At 63.1% G+C, this 18,967-nt stretch carries 14 protein-coding genes; 5 read left to right on the top strand and 9 right to left on the bottom strand.

All coding sequences use genetic code 11. The annotated features are described in order from the left end of the window. Positions 1-2 precede the first annotated feature (2 nt). From tagH to tssA, 8 genes are read right to left on the bottom strand one after another with little or no spacing between them, the layout of a single operon-like run. On the bottom strand, positions 3-1,466 hold the full coding sequence (gene tagH, locus EB231_RS28375; protein ID WP_172351726.1) for a type VI secretion system-associated FHA domain protein TagH: 1,464 nt from the start codon (positions 1,464-1,466) through the stop codon (positions 3-5). Then, on the bottom strand, positions 1,463-2,548 hold the full coding sequence (gene tssG, locus EB231_RS28370; protein ID WP_172351725.1) for a type VI secretion system baseplate subunit TssG: 1,086 nt from the start codon (positions 2,546-2,548) through the stop codon (positions 1,463-1,465). Before tssG ends, tagH begins: the two co-directional genes overlap by 4 nt. After that, positions 2,512-4,386: a type VI secretion system baseplate subunit TssF gene (gene tssF / locus EB231_RS28365; protein ID WP_172351724.1), complete on the bottom strand. Its 1,875-nt coding sequence runs from the start codon at positions 4,384-4,386 to the stop codon at positions 2,512-2,514. The genes tssG and tssF overlap by 37 nt, the downstream gene beginning before the upstream one ends. 1 nt (position 4,387) lies before the next feature. Next, positions 4,388-5,143: a type VI secretion system baseplate subunit TssE gene (gene tssE, locus EB231_RS28360; protein WP_172353053.1), complete on the bottom strand. Its 756-nt coding sequence runs from the start codon at positions 5,141-5,143 to the stop codon at positions 4,388-4,390. Beyond that, positions 5,130-5,585 (bottom strand): Hcp family type VI secretion system effector, encoded by a 456-nt coding sequence (locus EB231_RS28355; protein ID WP_172351723.1) that lies wholly within the window; start codon positions 5,583-5,585, stop codon positions 5,130-5,132. Before EB231_RS28355 ends, tssE begins: the two co-directional genes overlap by 14 nt. Before the next feature lie 48 nt (positions 5,586-5,633). Then, positions 5,634-7,139 (bottom strand): type VI secretion system contractile sheath large subunit, encoded by a 1,506-nt coding sequence (tssC, locus tag EB231_RS28350; RefSeq protein ID WP_172351722.1) that lies wholly within the window; start codon positions 7,137-7,139, stop codon positions 5,634-5,636. A gap of 3 nt (positions 7,140-7,142) precedes the next feature. After that, complete coding sequence (gene tssB, locus EB231_RS28345; protein ID WP_172351721.1) at positions 7,143-7,682, bottom strand: type VI secretion system contractile sheath small subunit; 540 nt, start codon at positions 7,680-7,682, stop codon at positions 7,143-7,145. 6 nt (positions 7,683-7,688) lie between these two features. Further along, positions 7,689-8,861, bottom strand: coding sequence for a type VI secretion system protein TssA (gene tssA / locus EB231_RS28340; protein WP_172351720.1), 1,173 nt, complete (start codon positions 8,859-8,861; stop codon positions 7,689-7,691). A 337-nt stretch (positions 8,862-9,198) separates the two neighbouring features. On the opposite strand from tssA, the gene tssH reads away from it, so the two are divergent. The 4 genes from tssH (at position 9,199) to EB231_RS28320 (ending at position 15,260) form a co-directional block, all read left to right on the top strand. Next, positions 9,199-12,003, top strand: coding sequence for a type VI secretion system ATPase TssH (gene tssH / locus EB231_RS28335; protein WP_172351719.1), 2,805 nt, complete (start codon positions 9,199-9,201; stop codon positions 12,001-12,003). 155 nt (positions 12,004-12,158) lie between these two features. After that, positions 12,159-12,926 carry an N-acetylmuramoyl-L-alanine amidase gene (locus EB231_RS28330; protein ID WP_206681864.1) on the top strand — a complete coding sequence of 256 codons (768 nt, stop codon included), beginning with the start codon at positions 12,159-12,161 and terminating at the stop codon, positions 12,924-12,926. A 355-nt stretch (positions 12,927-13,281) separates the two neighbouring features. After that, on the top strand, positions 13,282-14,838 hold the full coding sequence (locus tag EB231_RS28325) for a peroxidase family protein (protein WP_172351718.1): 1,557 nt from the start codon (positions 13,282-13,284) through the stop codon (positions 14,836-14,838). A 17-nt stretch (positions 14,839-14,855) separates the two neighbouring features. After that, the gene (locus EB231_RS28320; RefSeq protein WP_172351717.1) at positions 14,856-15,260 is read left to right on the top strand and encodes a hypothetical protein; all 405 of its coding nucleotides are present in this window, start codon (positions 14,856-14,858) and stop codon (positions 15,258-15,260) included. 22 nt (positions 15,261-15,282) lie between these two features. Here the strand turns inward: EB231_RS28320 and EB231_RS28315 are convergent, their stop codons facing one another. Then, positions 15,283-17,316, bottom strand: coding sequence for a hypothetical protein (locus EB231_RS28315; protein ID WP_172351716.1), 2,034 nt, complete (start codon positions 17,314-17,316; stop codon positions 15,283-15,285). A gap of 67 nt (positions 17,317-17,383) precedes the next feature. Between EB231_RS28315 and EB231_RS28310 the strand changes: the two genes are divergently transcribed. Then, positions 17,384-18,781 carry a YcaO-like family protein gene (locus EB231_RS28310; RefSeq protein WP_172351715.1) on the top strand — a complete coding sequence of 466 codons (1,398 nt, stop codon included), beginning with the start codon at positions 17,384-17,386 and terminating at the stop codon, positions 18,779-18,781. The last annotated feature ends 186 nt before the right edge of the window (positions 18,782-18,967 follow it).

Here is an 18,967-nt window from a genome sequence, read left to right as displayed (position 1 = left end):
TCTCACTCCTCCTCATATGCGTCCCGGAAATCAGCGCCGATTTCGCCAAGGAAGCTTTTCTCCGCGCTCTCGGCGATTTCACGATGGCGTTTCTGGTAGAGCTCCCACAGCTTGGCGCCGCGCCCGCCCGAAAACAGGGTGCCGATCGCCGAATTCGATTTCAGCTCTTCCTCGATCACTGCAGGATCAAAACGGTCGACCATCCGGCGCAAGGCGGCCTGCACGCCGCGCCAGGCGCGCACGTGGTGTTGCGCGAGATCGCGGATCGCGTCGGCGATGGCCGCGTCGCCGGCGAGAAAGCCGGGGCTGCGCTCGGCGATAAGCGTGACGATGGCGTCGTCGACCGTCGGCAGGAACTTGAGCGGATTGACTTCGGAAGCCCCGACCATGGTCTGGGCGACGCGGGCGTTTCCCTTTTCCTCGGCCCGCTTGCGCAGAAGCTGCATCAGGCCTTCCATCATCAACCGGTATTCGCGGCCAAATTTCTCCATTTCCGCGATGCTGTCACGCCCGGGGAAATCGGCTTCCTCGACGCCCATGCCGCGCAGGAATGCGGAGCGAAGCGCCATGTCGCCCAGCTGTGCCGCTGCCGGCATGCGGGCGGGTTTGGCGGCAGCACCTGTGCGCGCTGGAGGCGGGGCGTCTGCTGCCTGCACAGGCAGATCCCAAGGATTGGCGGATTGCGGTCGTGGGACGATGCGCTGTCCGTTCGAGCCGGCGCCGCTTGTCGAACTGGGCGCCGCGGCTGGTCCGAAGCCAAAGTCGTCCTTGAAGTCGGATGGCTTTCCGGCGGAAGGTTCGGTGGACCCGTTAGGGGGAGGCACCGGGTCGAGGCTGAACGGGTCCGCGAAGCTTGGCGGGCCAGTTTCGGGATGAGGGCCAACGCCCGTGGACACAGGCGTCGAAACCGGATCGAGGCTGAACGGGTCATCGAAAGCAGGCGAGCTGCGCTGGCTGGAGGCGGCACGCTCGAACGCGCCCGCAACCGGCTGCTCGAACGGGTTGGGCAGGTCGGCCGGACGTGGCCGTCGCGGCTCTTCCTCGACCTTGGCGGAAAAGAAGTCGTCACTGCCGATGCTTAGCGGCGCCCGCGATGCCGGCGGCAGGCGTTCGGGAACCGGCTGGCTGGCCGCTTGTGCCTGGGCGGTTGGCGTCTGCAGGTCGACATGGACGACATAGTCGCCAAGTCTCAGCCGCATCCCGCTTTGAAGGCGCGTCGACTGGCCGGCACCGAGCGGGCTGTCGGAGTCATTTATGTACAGCCCGCTGCTCGACGTGTCGGTGACGAAATAGCCGTCTCGCCCGCCCGTGATCTTGCAATGGGCGCGGGAAACGAACATGTCGGGATCGTTGATCTGCCAGCCTGCGTCGGCGCTGCGGCCGATCACCAGCTCGCCTTCGTCCAGCCGGGTCTGCCGTACCGCCTGGGTGCGTGGCCCTTTCTCCAGCGTCAGCAGCAGGCTCATGCCGCGCCCCCCGCCATTTCCGGCCGCCATCCGACAATTGTCCGCAGCCGCAGATCGTCAGCATCCCCCCTTTCGGTGGGCCGCGCAAGCCAGGCGGTCCGGCCGAGCTGGACCGTTCCGATACGAGGCGGCGGCACAGCTTCACGCGCCAGCACGATGCGCAGGTCAACGTCGAGCGTTTCCCCGACCATGTCGCGAACGGCCTGCTTGAACAGTTTGAGGCGCGGCCCTCCCGGCAGGAATGCCTTGAATTCCTCAAGACCGAGAGGGCCGACACGCAGTTCGATCCCACTTTGGCGGTTGAAAACGCGCGGACCGATGGTTGCCCCCCGGCCGAGTCCCGCATAGGCTTTTGCGAGGCGGGTCTGGAGCCCGGTTGGGATGGTTATCCAGGCGGCGATGAACTCCTTGATTTGAACCGGTACCTTGAACGCTTCCGCCAGGAACAGCGTCAGCCTTTCCGGGCCGTCGACCTGGTTGGCGAGCGCCGCGGCCTGGCGAAGCTTGACGGTGTCGAGATCAGGATTTTGGGTGCCGGGAAGCCCGATCCCTGCCATCGCTTCAAGCATGGCGCGAACGCGGCCACCGACCGCGCGCTCGACCTGGACAGCGGGATGCGCATCCGCCCAGGCCCGGTAGTAGAGGGCAATCATGCGGTGCTGAAGGATGTTGACGAAGTCCACGAAGGTCGTGTCGCTGGTCTGCTGTGCGTCGGCGCCGGCGAACCAGCGCTGCGACAGGCGGTCGAGCACCCAGCGCGTCAGATGCAATGGCATTGGGCCCTCGGGGCCCAACAGGCCTAGATTTGCAACCGTGACCCGGGCCGGCATCTTGTCATTGGCTTCGCGGAATTGAACCAGGTCCCGCGCGGAAAAGGCCAGCCGCACATGCTGGCCGAGCCTTGCGGGCTCGCGGTCGGGCCGTCCGGAATGGCCGAACAGACCGCTGCGCTGTTCAAGACGGCGCAGCAATTCGAAAAAGTCGAACACTTCGGACAGACCTTCGGCCCGGTCCGGGCCAGTCCTGTCCAGATCAGGTGTCTTGTCTAGATCAGGTAGCGATTGCCGGGCGTCATCGGCCATGGCACATCCTCCTGCTTCTGCAGCAGCCGCGTGCGAGTTCGCACGAAGCCGTTTATTCCGGCATGACGGGCAAACAGCCGCGCCAGCAAGGCCGAAAGCAGCAAGGTGCTCTGCCCCGCCAGCACCGACTGATCGACATGCAGCGTCACTTCAGTGCCGCGCCCGAAGCACATCGGTCCATCGATCTGCAGCCGTTCGACCACCGGCCGCGAGTCTATGCGCACGATCGAATGCACGTTGCGGGCAAGGCCCGGGTCACCCCGGTCGGCATAAAGATCAAGCAGCGCATGCAGCGGATCGACTCCGCGGCCTTCCTTGGCGAGGCTCAAGAAATTGAGTGCGAGCTGCGCCACCAGCCGCCAGGCGAGATCGTCGGCCCGGGATTCGCCATCGGCCCCGGAGGGCAGTGCCGCGGCGATGGCCGGCTGTGGTGGGCGCAACGCACCGAGCAGCCGAACGGATTCGACCGGGTCACCGGCCTCCAGTGTCAAGGTCGGATTGTCATCGAGGATCGGCAGATCGCGGTTGGTGCAAAGCGCCAAGATGTCGAGCCGCTTCAACGGCCGGTTCGCGGGACTGCCAAGCGGCCGCGATACCGCCAGGAAAACATCGTCCCCGGTATAAGAGGTGCGGGTCAGGCCGTCGCTGCGCTCATCTTCCGTCGCCCGGCGTGGGCGCCGTTCTGTCGAATAGACCCAGCCACTGCCGCGGTTCTGCCCGAGGCTGAACAGCTCCGGTATCTCGGCGTCGCTGCCTTCACTGTTGGCATCCTCGACGCGCAGGACACGATAAATCTCGAAGTCGCGCGCCCGCGTGCGGTCGGCGTGCAGCACCTGCCGCGTCTTGCGTTGATCGAGCTCGACGACGTTGCACTCACGCTCGAACAGATTGATGATCGGCGTCGCGAAAAGTTCGAAATCCGCCGGCGTCAGGTCGGCGAGTTCGGGCACCGGGCGCCGGAACAGGAAGATGATCTCCAGGCCGGCCTCGCATTTGCGCACCACGGTCTGCAGTCCCAGGACCCGCACATAGTGAAAGCGCTCCGGCATGACGAAGTATTCGCGCAGCAGGCGGTACCCTTCGAATGTCGGGCGGGTGCGCGGCATCAAGGCCTCGTCGTCGCTGATGCCGACCATTTCGGGTGCCGGCAAGGGCGACAGCCGGTTGGTCTTGCCTTCCGGTCGCGCGCCAACAGCCACGCAGGCGCCGAAGATCGCGTCGAACAGAAGCGGCGCCTTGGTGCGTCCGGCAAAATAGAGGTCAAGCTGGTCGAGCGCCAATTCGTCGAGTTTGCCTTTTCCGGTCCGCGTCATCGCCAGGCGCAGCGCCGCCTCGCCGCCGGTACCGCCGATCGGTCCTATGCCGGCCGCGGCCAACGCGCTGCGATCCTGAAAATAGCTGACCGAAGTGATCGCTATCGGCCACAGCGTCATGTCCTGCGCGGTGGAGAAAGTGCAGCGCGTCGACAAGCCGGGTTGCAGGCTGGAGACCAGCCGCGTGTTGCGCTTGACGACGTGGCCGGCGGGCATGGTCTGCACCTGCTGGCCAGGTTTCAGCACGGCCATAGCCGTTGCCGGCGCCGGCGTGACCAGATCTGGATAGAGGACGTCGAGCACGCTGCGTGAAAATCGCGAGCGCTCGGCGTCGACTTTCAGCCGGGTGCGCGCGGCGAGGAAGGCGACGCCGTCCAGCAGCCGTTCGACATAAGGATCCGGGCAGGGCACCGTATCGAGGGAAAGGTTGCGCGCCACCGCCGGATGCATGTCGGCAAATTCCGCCGCGAGGCCGCGGATATGGGTCAGTTCCTCCTCGTAATATTCGACGAAGACCCGATCCATCTCAGGCGTCCCTAATTTCGGTCCGCGCCAAGCCGTTGTCGAGATTGATGGTGGTGCGCAGGCGCATGCGTTCCGGTGTGGGCGTCATGATCAGCACAGCATCGATCTCGATCTTCAGGCCCACGGTCTTGTCGCCAAGGGTGACGGTAACCTTCGTCGCGCTTTCCTTGAGGCGTGGCTCGAAGGTGGCGAGCACCGAGCGGATTTCGCGCGCCAGCACGTCGCGGTCGAAGTCACGGGACGAGCGGCCCGAGAAGGACGGCACGCCGTAATTGACCACGCTTCGACGCACCTCCGGAAAATCGGCGAGCGAGGGTGGATTGTCGTTCATCTGCTCATTTTCCAGGTCGGAAAGCAGCGGCGTGGCCTCGAAACGCTCGGTATTGAACAGAGCCTCGATGTCGCGCCGCACCGCCTCCCTGAGCACGCGGGCCGATACCACCACGCCACGGCTTTCGATCTCGGCGCGGTGCTGGGTCTGGAAAGCCAGGCGATGCAGACGCCGTTTCTGGTCGGGCGTCAGTTCCGCATCGGCGTCGATGGTCCGCGCACTTCCGGCAACGAAGGCGTCGAGACGGTCCGCGCCAAGCTCGTCCAGCAGGACACGGCGCAGTCCATCTATCTCCGAGGTCAGGCCCGGCAGGTCGTTGACAAGACGATCCCATAGCGATGGCTGGACGGCCTCGCTTTTTGCCCGCAAGCTGCCCGCTATCTGCTGCTTGCCCGCGCCGGGCCGCCGAACCTCACTTGCCGACATAGACATCCATTTCGGCTTCATCATTGCCGTCATAGACGAACTTGATCTTCTTGTAGGCGAAGCTGACCTCTTCCTGGATCAGGTCTTCCTCATCCTCGGCCTGCGACATGTCGTATTCCATGATTGAGGCGTCGGTAAGCGTGACGACCAGGTAGTCCTTGGTCTCGCCATCGATGGTCCGCCGTGCGGAGAACACCACTTCATCGAGCGCCTTGTTCTCGAACAGTGCCTTTGCCAGGTAGGGCGAGGACTTGTCGTAGTGTTTGGTGAACTTGATCATGCCCATGGACACGCGGCCACGGCGTGAGAGCGAATTCGGATCATAGGGTGCGACCATCTTGTAATCGACGCCATGGATTTCGATCTCGTCCGAGTGGCCGTCGCGGGTGCTTGGGCCCTTGATATCGGGAACCTTCAGAAAACCATCGATCTTGACTGGCATTGTCTTTCTCCACCGCTTTCAAACAAAACAAGGTCTGGTTGTTGCAAATCAGGTCTTCACGGACGGCAGTTCCGACACCAGCCGCAGCGAGGCGTTGATGCCTTCCAACTGGTAATGCGGGCGCAGGTAGAAGCGGGCGTTGTAGTAGCCCGGCCGCCCCTCCACGCTGTCCACCTGGACTTCGGCCGCCGCCAGCGGGCGCTTGGCGCGCGCCTTGTCGTCGGCGAAGGCAGGGTTGGCCAGCACGTAGCGGTTGATCCACTCGGTCAGCCAGATCTGCATGTCGGAGCGTTCCTTGAACGAGCCGACCTTGTCGCGCGCGATCGCCTTGAGGTAGTGCGCGAAGCGCGAGACCGGGAAGAGATAGGGCAGGTTGGCGCTCAGCCGTTCGTTCGACTGGGCATCGGGGTCGACCAGCCGGCCGGCACGGGTTTCGTCGTCCTGCAGCGAATGGGCGCCGATGAAGGCCGCGAGATCGGTGTTCTTCCGGTGCAGGATCGGCATCAGGCCGAGCTTGGCCAGTTCGGCCTCGCGCCGGTCGTCGATGGCGACTTCGGTCGGACATTTCATCGCGATCGAGCCGTCGTCGGTCGGGAAGCTGTGCACCGGCAGGTTGAGCACCGTGCCGCCATTCTCGACGCCGCGGATCTGCGTGCCCCAGCCGAAAAGCTTGTGGCTGCGGTTGATGTTGACGCCCATCGGGAAGGCGGCGTTCATCCAGACATATTTGTTGTGATCGCCCTGCACCTCTTCCTCGAAGGTGAAGCCCTTCACCGGAACGGTGTCGGTGCCATAGGGCAGCCTGGCCAGGACGCGAGGCATGGTCAGGCCGATATAGCGGGCGTCCTCGCTCTCACGCAGCGACTGCCACGAGGCATAGGCGGGGTTGGAGACGATCTGCTGCAGGTCTTGCGGATTCGGCAGTTCCTGCCAGCTGTCCATGCGGAACAGGCGTGGCGAGGCGGCGGCGATAAACGGCGTGTGCGCCGAGGCGCAGATGCCGGAAATATTGCGCAGCAGGCCGACATCGCGCGGGTGGTTGGAGAATTCGTAGGCGCCGATCACACAGCCGATCGGCTCGCCGCCCAGCATCGAGTACTCGTCCGTGTAGACTTTCTTGAAGATCGGGCTCTGGTCCCACATCTGGCCTTCATAGTCTTCAAGCGTGTCGGCCAGCTGTTCCTTGGAGATGTTCATCACCCGGATCTTCAGCTTCTGATCCGTTTCGGTGTTGTTGACGAGATACCAGAGGCCGCGCCATGTGCCCTCCATCTCGCGCACTTCCGGTGCGTGCAGGATCTCGTTGACCTGTGTCGTCAGCATCTTGTCGATGCCCGCGATCAGCGACTTGATCGACTTGATCGCATTGGACGAGATGGTCGTGGTGTCGGAACGCGACTGTGCTGCGAGCGCGAGATTGCGCACGAGCTGCTGCAACTTCTCGCTGTCATCCTTCTTGACCTTGAAGTCCTTCTCGAGGAGCCCGCTGAATTCGTCGAGGTTTATGGCTTCGGCCTCGGCGGTGACGGCGGCGGTCTTTTGCTGTTCGGCCATGGTCTACTCCCCTGCCTTGTCGTCGTCGGCCAGTGCCTGGCTGGCGATCTTGCCAAGAAGCGGCTCGTTGTTCAGAAGCTGCGCGATGCGTTTTTCGGCGTCGACGCGGCCGTCCATGAAGCCAAGCAGTTCCTCGAGCTGGCGACGCATCTTCAGGATCTCGGCCAGTTGCGGCACCTGCTCGGCAATCTTGTCTGGAGCGAAATCGCCCATCTTGGTGAAGGTGAGATCGAGCGCCAGTTCCTCGTCGCGCTCCTGGCCTTCGGCCTGCGGCAGCGTGTTCTTCACCCGGGCTTTGACGCGGGGCCCGAGCGCCTCCATGAATTTGGGGAAGCGGTTCGCGTCGGTCTCCACGAAGGCTCGGTCCAGCACCGATTTCGACGCTTCCTTGGTCTGCGAAGCGCCGGAAAGGTCGGCCATCACGGCCATGACAAATGGCAATTCGATCGTCGTCGGGCTACCGTAGGTTTCCACATCGTAGGCGATCTGCACCCGCGGCGCGCGATTTCGTTCGATGACCTTCGCTTTGCTTTCGGCTGGCATGTGCTGTTACCTTTCATCCTTCTGAGCCGTCTTCTTGGCATCGGGAACGCCGGCAAGGAGCCGGAATTCCTTCAACCCAGACGGGGCGAGATCTTCCATCAGTTCAACGAAATCCATGTGCACCATGCGGCGCACGCGCCGCGCCAGATGCGGTATCGGGCTCGACGGTTCGGTGCGGTCATAGAAGGCGACGACCAGGTCGAGGCATTTGACCACGTCCTCGCGCGAGGAGATCCGGTCAGGAAGCCCCGTGCTGGTCTCCGTGTAGCTTGCCGCACTTGCCATAGTCTCGGCTCCATGACCGTTTCGAGCAGGCGTTCCCGGTTCTGCCGGAGTGGGCGGCTTGGCCGCGCCATTGGCCGCCGCACCCGCTGCGGCGTTCCGTTCGAGGGTCGTCAGCAAACGCTGCAGAAACCGTTTTAATTCCGGAACCTGAGCCCCGCCGCCCTCGAGGCGGGCGCCGAGCGCGGTCTCGACCGCGTCAAGGGCTGCGATCGCAGCCTGGGCATCGGCGACCAGCGAGACCATCTCCGCACCGGCCTGATCCACCTGTGCCGCACATCCGGCACGCACCCGGTTCAACGATTGTCCGTGCGCGCTGACCAGTGCCGCCTTTTCCGCCGTATTCAAGCCGGAGGCGGCTTCCTGGAGCATGACACGGTCATCGAGCGCGCTTTGTTCCAGGTCGCGTCCGCTGATCGGCCCGATCGAGCGCGGCGCAAAGAAAATCATCTGCCGCAGGTTCGCCAGCAACCCGTCCTGACTGTTCTGGAGGTCGAGCAGCGCGTTGATGCGGCGCAACGCGGCATCGCGAGGCGAAGCGTTGGGCCGCAGTGCCGGATGCATGGTTTCCCAATGCTGGTCGAAGGTCTGGGCAATAAGGGTCAGCCCCTGCGCGAGCCCGGCCAGCCCCTCTTCATTGGCCAGCGCGCGCGTGACGATGACCAGCAGCCGCAGGTCCCGGCCATGCGCACGCAATTCCCCCGCCTTCGCCAGCACGCCGGACCAGTCGACCGGAATGGTGCTTTGCGACGTGGGCTTGTTGTTGCCGTCGTGGACGACCTTGATCTCGGGTTCGGTCAGACGCTCCAGCTCGTGAAAAGCCGGGTCGTTGCGCAAGTCTTCCCCTGACGGATTTCCACCGTCGAGCGGACTAAGCCAGAGTGCGACATCAATCACACAAACCCCCAGCGACCAGCCTCAAGCCATACGTGACGCAACGTTATCACACGGTTGCACTTTACCACAATTCAACGAGCGCTCAAAAATTAACATAAGCTAAACGCGATCGCCTCATGAGCGCCGAAATCCACGGCTTGGTTGCCTTGGATGCATGCGAACCGCGTCGCGGAGAGGCGTCCAATGCCGTGGCTGTTTGCAGTCGGCGATGCGGGACTTTCCACAAATGGAAAGGAGTCGGCTAAACCGGGTACCGGGACAGCGGTCCATTACCCGCTTTGTCAAGTGACATCTTATGTGGCAGTTTATCGGCTGGTAGACTGCAGGAGCAGGTTCGATGGAACAGCGCCGGTCATCGCAGACTTTCAAACGCAAGGAACTGGTCGGCAAGCTCAATCCTGTGGGTGTCCGCGCCTTCAAGGCAGCTGCCGACACCGCTAAACTGCGCGGCAATCCCTATGTCGAACTCGTCCATTTCATCGAGCAACTTGTGCTGTCCGACCGCTCGGACGTGCAAATGATCATCGCCGATGCGGGCGTGGATGCGAGCCGGCTCACGGCCGAGATGACCCGCGCCGTCGACAAGCTGCCTTATGGCGCGACATCGATCGAGGAATTCTCCGACCACATCTTCCATGCCATCCAGGAAGCCTGGAACCTGGCAACGCTCGAGTTCGGCGTCGAGGAAGTCCGCAGCGCACATATTCTGCTTGCCTGCCTGAAGACGCCGGTGCTGGAAGGCCTGCTGTCGAAGATCAGCGGCGAGTTCGACAAGATCGACGCCGACACGGTCATCGCGCGGTTCGCCGATGTCGTGGAGGGCTCACTCGAAACCGGCGCTTCGACCACCGTCTCCGCCCCGGAGGCGCCGAAGCGGGCTCCGGGCGGGGATTCGGCGCTGGCGAAATACGCCACCGACCTGACCCAGCGCGCCCGCGACGGCAAGATCGATCCGGTCGTCGGCCGCGACCCGGAAATCCGGCAGATCGTCGACATCCTGATGCGGCGCCGGCAGAACAACCCGATCCTGACCGGCGAGGCCGGGGTCGGCAAGACCGCCGTCGTCGAGGGCTTTGCCTTGCGTATCGCCCAGGGCGACGTGCCGCCCACCCTGCAGAATGTCAGCGTGCGCATGCTCGACGTCGGGCTGATGCAGGCGGGCGCCAGCGTGAAGGGCGAATTCGAAAAACGGCTGAAGGCCGTCATCGACGAGGTTCAATCGTCCGAAACGCCGGTTATCCTGTTCATCGACGAAGCCCACACCTTGATCGGCGCCGGGGGGGCTGCCGGAACCGGCGATGCGGCCAATCTCCTGAAACCGGCGTTGGCGCGGGGCGAACTTCGCACCATCGCGGCAACGACCTGGGCCGAATACAAGCAGCACATCGAGAAGGACCCGGCGCTGACCCGCCGTTTCCAGGTGGTGAAGATCGACGAACCGTCGGAGGCGGTGGCCGTTCTGATGTTGCGCGGCGTGGCCGGCGTCCTGGAGCAGCACCACAAGGTGCAGATCCTCGACGAGGCGATCGAGGCGGCGGTCGGCCTGTCGCATCGCTACATCCCGGCACGGCAACTGCCTGACAAGGCGGTGAGCCTTCTCGACACCGCTTGCGCCCGTGTCGCCATATCGCAGCACGCCACGCCGGCGGAGGTCGAAGACATCATGCGCCGCCGCCAGGCGCTGGAGGTCGAGCGCGGCATTATCGGCCGCGAGGCAGCGATCGGCATCGAGGTGACTGACCGGCAGGCGCGGGTTGACGCCGGGCTCGCCGAAACCGAGACCACGCTGGCCGCCGCCGAGGGGCGCTGGGAGCGCGAAAAGGCGCTGGTTGCCGAAATCCTCGAGTTGCGCGCAAGGCTGCGCGGCGAGGGCGTGCCGCTTGATGCGGCGGCGCCCGCTGAGGCCGATACCGAAACGGCAGCGGCGGACGCAGAAAAGACCAAGGTGCCCACGACTGAGCCACCCAAGACTGAACCGACGAAGACCAAGGCGGCCAAAGCCAAGGCTGCCAAGACCGACGTGGAAACACCGGCCGCTGCCGATCCACCTGATCCTGTCGCCGATCTTGCCCGGCTGCGCGAGCTGATGGCCGAACTGGCCGAGGCGCAGGGCGAGACACCGCTGATCCTGCCATCCGTCGACCGCAATGCGGTGGCGGCCGTGGTCCAGGACTGGACCGGTATTCCGACCGGACGGATGCTGTCCAGCCAGACCGAAAAGGCGCTCAAGCTCGCCACCACGCTTTCGGAGCGGGTCGTCGGCCAGGATCACGCCATGGAGATGATCGCCAAACGCGTGCAGACCAGCCGCGCCGGGCTCGGCGCGCCGGAAAAGCCGGTCGGTGTGTTCCTGCTCTGCGGTCCCTCTGGCGTCGGCAAGACCGAAACCGCATTGGCACTGGCCGAGACGCTCTACGGTGGCGAGCAGAACCTGATCTCGATCAACATGTCCGAATTCCAGGAGGCGCATACGGTCTCGACGCTCAAGGGCGCGCCGCCCGGTTATGTCGGCTATGGCAAGGGCGGCATCCTGACCGAAGCGGTGCGCAGAAAGCCCTATTCGGTGATCCTGCTCGACGAGGTCGAGAAGGCGCATCCCGACGTGCACGAGATCTTCTTCCAGGTCTTCGACAAGGGCATGATGGACGACAGCGAGGGGCGCCGGATCGATTTCAAGAACACGCTGATCCTGCTCACCTCCAATGTCGGCTCGGAGGTCATCATGGAGCGGACCGGGAACGGCACGATACGGGCCGGACTTGACGATCTGGACATCGCCTTGCGCAGCCCGCTGCTCAAGGTCTTTCCGGCCGCCTTCCTTGGCCGGGTGGTGACCATTCCCTATTACCCGCTCTCGGACGGGATGATCGAAGCCATCACCCGTCACCAGTTTGCCAAGATCGCTCGCCGGCTGCGCACGACCAACGATGCGGAACTGGTGATCGGCGACGGTGTCATGGATCTGGTCAAGGCCCGCTGCACCGAGATCGAATCCGGCGGACGGATGATCGATGCCATCCTGACCAACACGCTGCTGCCGGAACTGAGCCGCGGCGTGCTCAACCGGTCGCTCGCGGGCGAAAAGATGACAAAGGTCACCGTTGGCGCCTCCAAGGAAGGTTTCACCTATTCCTTCGAGTAGCTTCGGGCGAACGTCGATCAAGCAAGGCTTGCCACGGGCGCAGCCGCTTGGGGTATGGGATATCCCGGCAATCATCCCCCAGAACGTGCTGGATTCTCTTGAGAATCGGACCGATCGGGCGCTCCTGGTCGACGGAACTCTCTTGATGGCCGGCGATGCCTCCCGGGCGGCGGGACATGATTCACGCTCGTTTCACGCCAACGTTGCGATACACGGATCGTCAAACGCGAGCTTTGCAGGAGCAAGCGATGCCAGATCCGAAGACATACCTGTTCGATTTGCCGGCCGCGGGCAGGCCGGCGCCATTTGCGATCCCAGAGGTGCTCTATCCAGGCGTTCAGGATTACTGGGCGCGCTCGACGTCGTTGCGGCGTTTCGATCCGATCCTTGGCATCAACGCGGTGGTCATTCATGCGACTGCCGGCGGCAGCTCGGCAAGGGCAATGTCGGTGATGCAGGCCGGCACCGGCAGCTTCCACTGGCTGGTTCCCGATGAGAACGAAAGCCAGCACGGAAACATTGTCTGGGCGTGTGCGCCGGAATCGCGGGCGGCCTGGCATGTGGGAGACGACAAGAGCCATCCGCGGGTCAATGGCGGCGCCAAGCGCGTCAACCACTGGAGCCTTGGCATTGAAGTCGTCAAAACCCAGGTCGCGGACCCATTCTCAAGCTGGCAGGTCGAAGTGACGGCGAGAATTGTGCGCTATTGCTGGGCGAAGTACCCGAACCTCAAGACCATCGTTTCGCATGCCGCGCTCGATCCGGCCTGCGGGACGGATCCAGGTGTGGACTTCGACTGGAACCATTTTCGCCAGCTCGTCATATCGCCTCCCGGCAAGGAATCCGTGTCGTCGACGATTGCCGGCGCGACCCCGATGGGCAAACTTGCACCGATTGATGTCCGGACTTTTTGCACCGGGTGATCGGTAGGCTTCAACTATGCATCTCAAGTCGGCCGGGGGGCTGGCGGCGGGGCGGATTTTGGGCCTCCCAACATAATCCGTCCCGCCCTCGGGCTGGGCCGCTTGGCCAGGCGCAAGATATGGCCGGCTGGTATCGCCGACCGCGTGCGAATGGAATAGTCTTCGACGAAAAGGGGTGGCGATGAGACACGGCGAGTATGTGGCATATGAAACCCTGGTAAATCATCGCCGCGCGCTCAACGCGAGGGCGAGGCCTGCTGGAGGTCCCACCGTCGAAGCCGCGGGTGCGGGCGCGGGCGACGCTCTTCGGCACCGGCTCCTGTTTCCCGATCTCGCCGAAAAGCCGATAAGCCTCATGCCGGCTGGAGAAGATGGCTCCGCGACGGAGAGAACCCAAGCGGCGCTCGCCGACATCTCGAACTGCATGCTCGGTCCCATCGATTCTCCCGACCTCAGCGACAATCCCGCAGCTTATACCTATTTCGGCCAGTTCGCTTTTCACGACATCGTCTTTAGCCGCATATTTGGCATGCCGAGCGATCGTGCCGGGCGCACCTTGAGGAATGCCGTCTCGGGCAGTCTCGATCTGTCGGGCCTTTATGGACGAGGCCCGGTTGTGGACTCGCATCTCTATGACTCGGCATCGGAAAGCGACACCACCCTTTGTCGATTTCCGATCGGCCTGCCCGGGGTGAGCGACAAGCAGGTCAAACTTCCCGTCGATGGTGTGGTCGAAAGGGCGCGAGACGTCCCGCGCGTCGACGCCTCCAGCGGTTTTCTGAGCGTGTGCGGACGAAAGGCGCCTTACCGTCCGCTGATCGGCGACCCCAGGAACGACGACAATCTCATTCTCTCCCAGTTGCAATGTTCGTTGATGCAGGTGCACAACCGTCTCGTCGATTTGCTAATGGCGCGCCGCGCTTTGCCGCCGCAGAACGCCTTCGATCAGGCGCGGCTTTACCTGACCGGTGTCTATCGCCGAGTCGTCGTGAACGACTATCTCAGGCGAATTCTGACCCCGGCAGTCTGGGCGCACTTCTTCGATGGCGAGGAGTTTCGCGGACCCGGCGTCGCATCGTTGAGGCCGCTGGCGGACCTGCCGATGGAATTCACATTTGGCGCCTCGCGGTTTGCGCATTCGATGGTCCGCGACCGCTACGCCCTCAACAAGGCATTCGAAGAGGAAGCCGGCACCTTGCGCGAGATCCTGGCATTTTCGAGCCAGCGCCCGAACGGTGACGTTCCAGTCCGCGTGAATTGGGCCGTTGACTGGAGCCGTTTCATCGAATCGGACGATGCTGCAAAGGCACTGAAGGCACGCCGTATCAGTCCGTTTCTCAACTACGAGATGGCGGTGGTACAGCACGCCGCCGACTTCGACGGGGCACCTCGATCCATCGCCTTCATGGATTGTTGGCGCTGTTACGATCTCGGCATCGCATCAGGCCAGACGATTGCCGGGGCCGTCGCTGCCGCGCTTGCCGCGGATGTGCCTGTACTTTCGGGCGCTGCCATGCTGCCCACGCAAAGCTGCAGGAAACGCTACAGCTTCCAGGCTGGCGTGCTTGAGAAGACGCTGCTGGCCCATCCGCAGTTCCTGACCGAAACACCTCTGTCCTATTACATCTTGCAGGAAGCCGCCGTGCTCGGCGATGACGGCAACCGGCTGGGACCGACCGGCTCGTTCATCGTCGCGTCCACCGTCGCCGCTGCACTGTTCAATGCCGGGGACAGCGAAATCCAGGTGCCGCTGTCCCTATCATCGGCCGAACCCGGCAATCTGGCGGGGCTCTTGGGATTGGCCGACGACAGGCTGGTTTCAGACGACGAGCTCTACGAATACCTCAAGCGGTACGCTAACCTGGACATGCCGGGGCGGGCCTATCGAAGAACCGGCAACGTCGCAACCTGAAGAAATGGAGAGGGGCCATGGCCAAATTCGAGAATGTGCAGTTCGAAGCGTTGGGAGCCTTTATTCGAGAAGCCATAAAGGATCCCGCCACCATGGAGATATTCAGGAACGGCACACAGGACGAGAAGAAAGACCTGCTCAAAGGGTTCATGAACCCGCGCGGCAAGACCTGGGACGAGATCGAGATCATCGCGCATTTCGATGAAGAGAACGTCGTCAACATTGCCTTTCCTTTCACCGGGGACGTCGAGGAGACCGTGCGGACGATCGCGCCCGAGGTCGGCCCCGGAGAGGACTATCCTTTCCCGGCTCACTACAAATTCGACCCCAACGCAGGCTCGACGGTCGAGGAGAAGAAGGCAAACCGGCTTCGGGGCTACCGTTGCCGGCTTGGCGACTATGTTATGTCGCGCTGCAGATAGGATGCGCCCGGCTTCGGCCGCGTCATGCCAGCCGTGAGGCGCGGTCGATGCCTTCGCTCAGTCTCGCGCGATCGGCGTCCAGGCGGATCGGGAAGACGTTCTTGAACCAGTCGATCGCACTTCGCCGGGTCGGGCGCTCGCCATTGTGCCATGCGGTCGTGATACCCTTCAGAAATATTCTGAAGTCGGTGGCGGCTTTCGCGTCATCGCCCATGAAGGCATGGGCGGCAGCCGACCAGCCTCGGATATCGGGAAACAGGCCGTCGCTTTTCTCGACAGCCTCGATGCAGCCCTGCAGGTCGCCCGCCAGGAATGCAACGGTCGCATGGTAACCGTGGTAGTGCGGCTCATGCAGCGGGTTGAGCTCGAACGACCGTCGCGACAGCTCGACCGCTCGCTGATGGTTTCCGATGAACGCACTGAAAAGCGAATAGGCGATAAGGGTTGCCGGATTGGCGGCGTTGAGGTCGTGCGCCAGTCCGAAATGAAATTCCGCCAGTTCCCAGCGCCGCGCCAGGAGGTGGCTCCAGGCCAGGTTGACCTGGTTGCGGTGATCGAGCGGATCGAGCGCGACCGCCTTCTTGGCGAGGTCGAATGCGCGGTCGAGGTCGGCGCTCTCGACTGGATAGCCTGGCAGCACGATCCACCGCGAATTCAGGATCACGGCCAGGCTCGAATAGGCGCAAGCCAGGCTAGGGTCCTGCCGAATGGCTTCTTCGTAACGCGCGATCGCGACGGCGTCGGTGTCTTTGCGCCACAACGTCGAAAGCCGCTGTCCGTCGAGCCAATTGTCATAGGCGGAGATGTAGTTTGGCGACTGTTCGTCTATGCGATGGAGGCGCGTGGTGGAAATCACCAACTGGAGGCGTGAAGCAACCCGCGCGCAGATTTCATTGAACACGGGTCTCCATGCCGCCGGTTCTCGAGGCGCGGTGGTGGAGAACTGCAACACGCCCGTTGCGATCGTGCGGCATGAAATATCGAAATGCGGCTCGTCCTCGTCATCGGACGCGGTTATGATCACGGCAAGGTCGGCGGTTTCCCCGACGGCGGCACGAAGCGTCTCGACAGACCCCGATCGCATCGTGTCGCGATCAAGCTCGGTGTGGATCGCGGTCCAATGCCTGAACCGCGAGAGGGTGGCGGACAGTTCACTGACCAGAGCGAACTGAATGTGCGCGTCGGCGCTCCTGTGTTTTTCCGTGACGAGCACGATCGTCGGCCTTTCGACGAGCTGCCGCGGCGCCGCAGGGTCGAGGGCGGCTTGCGGCTGCGCATCCGCCCCATCCTGGGCCGCTGCCTTGAATCGCTCCAGTTGCTGGATGATTTCGCGTGGCGGAGCGAGATCGAGTTCCGATCTCAGGTCATTGACATAGCGTTCGAAGAAAACGCGAGCCCTCGCATAGCCGCCTTCCCGATGCAGCGCCCCCAGCATGCTGACGACCGCCGATTCATGGAAAGGATCGAGGCGCAAGATGCAGCCGGCGATCGCCTTGCGTTCCGCCAGGCTCGAATTCGCCTCGTTGAGCGATTTCGACAGTTGATGCGTCAGACCATCCGACCACTGGGTCGAAATCATCCCGATCCAGTTGTCGAATACCGGATCGCAATCCTGAAGCCCGATACAAAGTGATCTGTCGCTTCGCGCCAGGATACCGTCGACAGTCGGGAAGTCCCGGGCCCTGAGCGCATGGCGCAGAGTGGCGAGATCCGTGCGCAGGACATTGGGGTCGATCCCGACGGAGAGCTTGTCGAGGACCAGAAACTGCACCCCCGTCTTGAGTTCGATCTGCTTCAGATCGCGGATGGATTGCCTCAGTGAGGCACGTGCGTGTTCTTCATCGCTGTCGCTCCACAGCAGCGCGGACAAACGCCCGCGTGTTTCGCGCGTCTGTTCGGACAAAATGAGATAGGCCAGGATCGCGCCGGCCTTGCGTTTGTCGAGAGCATAAACCTTGTCGAGGCTGCGTATCTCGAAATTGCCGACGAGTTTGATCTCGAGGCTTTTCCTGGAAGAGCCCCTTTCTCTTTGCCTGTGGATCATGGTTACTGACATGATCGGCCCAAACGCCCTTCGATCATCTAATACCAGAACCGGGCGGACGTTAAGCGAAGATCGAGGAATGCGGCTAGAAAAAAGTCATTGGGAAGCACTTTGCGCACAGCCGCATTCCGCTGTCGGCTCTTCGAACGCGGTGCTCGACAAGGTGCCCGATACGACAAGGCGGGATATTCGGTTCGCGGGATTGGAGCTTCGGCCGGAAACGGATGTCGAGGCTTCCGATCGCCTGCGTCTGTACAGCTTCGCCGCCGATCATGGCCTGATTGTCGATCTCTTCGAGATACCGGGCGGCATTCTGGCCGCGGCGAACCTCGGTCTGCCGTGGGGCGGCGGTATCCGCCAGGTGACTGTAAGCGGAAAGGGATACAGCCGGTCACAGGCCTTGTTGGGATGCCTTGGCGAAGCCGTGGAAATCGGCAGTTGGATGTATCAGGCCTTGGACGAGAGCACGCTTGTAGCGGCCGACCGGGCCAGCGATATCATCCCGGCCGAAGCGGTACTCGGTTTTTCCAGGCGTCAGATACAGCAGCGCCGCCGTTTCAACCGCATGTGGGATGGCTGGGATGCGATACCCCCGCCACGGCAACTGCGCAATCCGGACCGGCTGGCCCGCGTGCGCGACTTCGCGGGCTCGCGCACCGCGATGTGCCCCGCATTTCTTTGCTTCGGTGGCTTTGGCGAAGCCGTCCATGGAGACGACAGCCTGAACGCCGATTCCAATGGCTGCGCCGCCGGAAGCACGATCGACGCCGCTATGTCGCGCGCCGTGCTCGAGCTCGTTGAGCGCGATGCAACCGGCATATGGTGGTGGCGAGGCTGCCGGCGTCGGCGCTTTGCTCCCACCCTGGACGATGCTTCCCTGGCAGCGGCCCTGAAGGAGCACGCCATCGAAACCGGGCGGCGTGTCTGGTTCCTCGACATTTCAACCTTTCACAGCGCGCATGTGGCAGCCGCGATATCGTCAGAGGGGGACGGCCGGCGCGTGGCGGTCGGATTTGCGGCGGCCTTCGATTTGCAGGCGGCGGCCAAGGCCGCGTTCCTCGAGATGATCCAGACCGAGCTGGCGTTCGACGCCCATGAGATGCGGGTCGCAACAAAAGGCGATGCGCCGATGTCTGCCGCGGACCGTCGCGTCGCGGCCTGGCTGGAGCACGCAAATCTCGACACAATGGGCTTTTTGAGCGGCTCCGATCCCGGCTCGGCAACGCAGGCAGGCCAAGCAGGGATGCTGTCGCGCCTGGTGGAAGAGATAAACACCGCCAGCGGCGGCAATGTATGGTTCGCGGACTTGCAGCGGCCCGCATTCGAGGTCCCCGTGGTCAAGGCGATCTGCGTCGGTCTCGCGCACTTCAAGCCGCGGCCAGGGTGTGAGCGGCTCTGGATGTTACCTCAACAGCGGGGTTGGCAGGCAACTTACGGACGCCGCGATTTTGAGCGGCTGATGCCTCTCCTCGTCTGAGGTTTGGGCCCCGCCTGAGGCTGGTTTCACGCTGAGTTCACGGTGCTCCTCCCAAATTGCCACGACGGATAGGGGAGGGGGGCGGCGATGAAGAACCGATACATCCTTATGGCACAGGCCGCGTGCACTTTGGCGGGCAGACGCCGCGGCAGAACCTCGCCCACGATCTGGCCAGCATTCGCCATG

Source organism: Mesorhizobium sp. NZP2298 (assembly GCF_013170825.1).
Lineage (GTDB): Bacteria > Pseudomonadota > Alphaproteobacteria > Rhizobiales > Rhizobiaceae > Mesorhizobium.
Note: the sequence above shows the minus strand (reverse complement) of the source record. Positions and strands in the feature narration are given on the sequence as shown.

Excerpts from the sequence above, each read along its gene's own strand:
- tagH (WP_172351726.1), bottom strand. The coding sequence starts at position 1,466 with ATGAGCCTGCTGCTGACGCTGGAGAAAGGGCCACGCACCCAGGCGGTA.
- tssG (WP_172351725.1), bottom strand. The coding sequence starts at position 2,548 with ATGGCCGATGACGCCCGGCAATCGCTACCTGATCTAGACAAGACACCT.
- tssF (WP_172351724.1), bottom strand. The coding sequence starts at position 4,386 with ATGGATCGGGTCTTCGTCGAATATTACGAGGAGGAACTGACCCATATC.
- tssE (WP_172353053.1), bottom strand. The coding sequence starts at position 5,143 with ATGTCGGCAAGTGAGGTTCGGCGGCCCGGCGCGGGCAAGCAGCAGATA.
- EB231_RS28355 (WP_172351723.1), bottom strand. The coding sequence starts at position 5,585 with ATGCCAGTCAAGATCGATGGTTTTCTGAAGGTTCCCGATATCAAGGGC.
- tssC (WP_172351722.1), bottom strand. The coding sequence starts at position 7,139 with ATGGCCGAACAGCAAAAGACCGCCGCCGTCACCGCCGAGGCCGAAGCC.
- tssB (WP_172351721.1), bottom strand. The coding sequence starts at position 7,682 with ATGCCAGCCGAAAGCAAAGCGAAGGTCATCGAACGAAATCGCGCGCCG.
- tssH (WP_172351719.1), top strand. The coding sequence starts at position 9,199 with ATGGAACAGCGCCGGTCATCGCAGACTTTCAAACGCAAGGAACTGGTC.
- EB231_RS28330 (WP_206681864.1), top strand. The coding sequence starts at position 12,159 with ATGCCTCCCGGGCGGCGGGACATGATTCACGCTCGTTTCACGCCAACG.
- EB231_RS28325 (WP_172351718.1), top strand. The coding sequence starts at position 13,282 with ATGCCGGCTGGAGAAGATGGCTCCGCGACGGAGAGAACCCAAGCGGCG.
- EB231_RS28320 (WP_172351717.1), top strand. The coding sequence starts at position 14,856 with ATGGCCAAATTCGAGAATGTGCAGTTCGAAGCGTTGGGAGCCTTTATT.
- EB231_RS28315 (WP_172351716.1), bottom strand. The coding sequence starts at position 17,316 with ATGTCAGTAACCATGATCCACAGGCAAAGAGAAAGGGGCTCTTCCAGG.
- EB231_RS28310 (WP_172351715.1), top strand. The coding sequence starts at position 17,384 with ATGCGGCTAGAAAAAAGTCATTGGGAAGCACTTTGCGCACAGCCGCAT.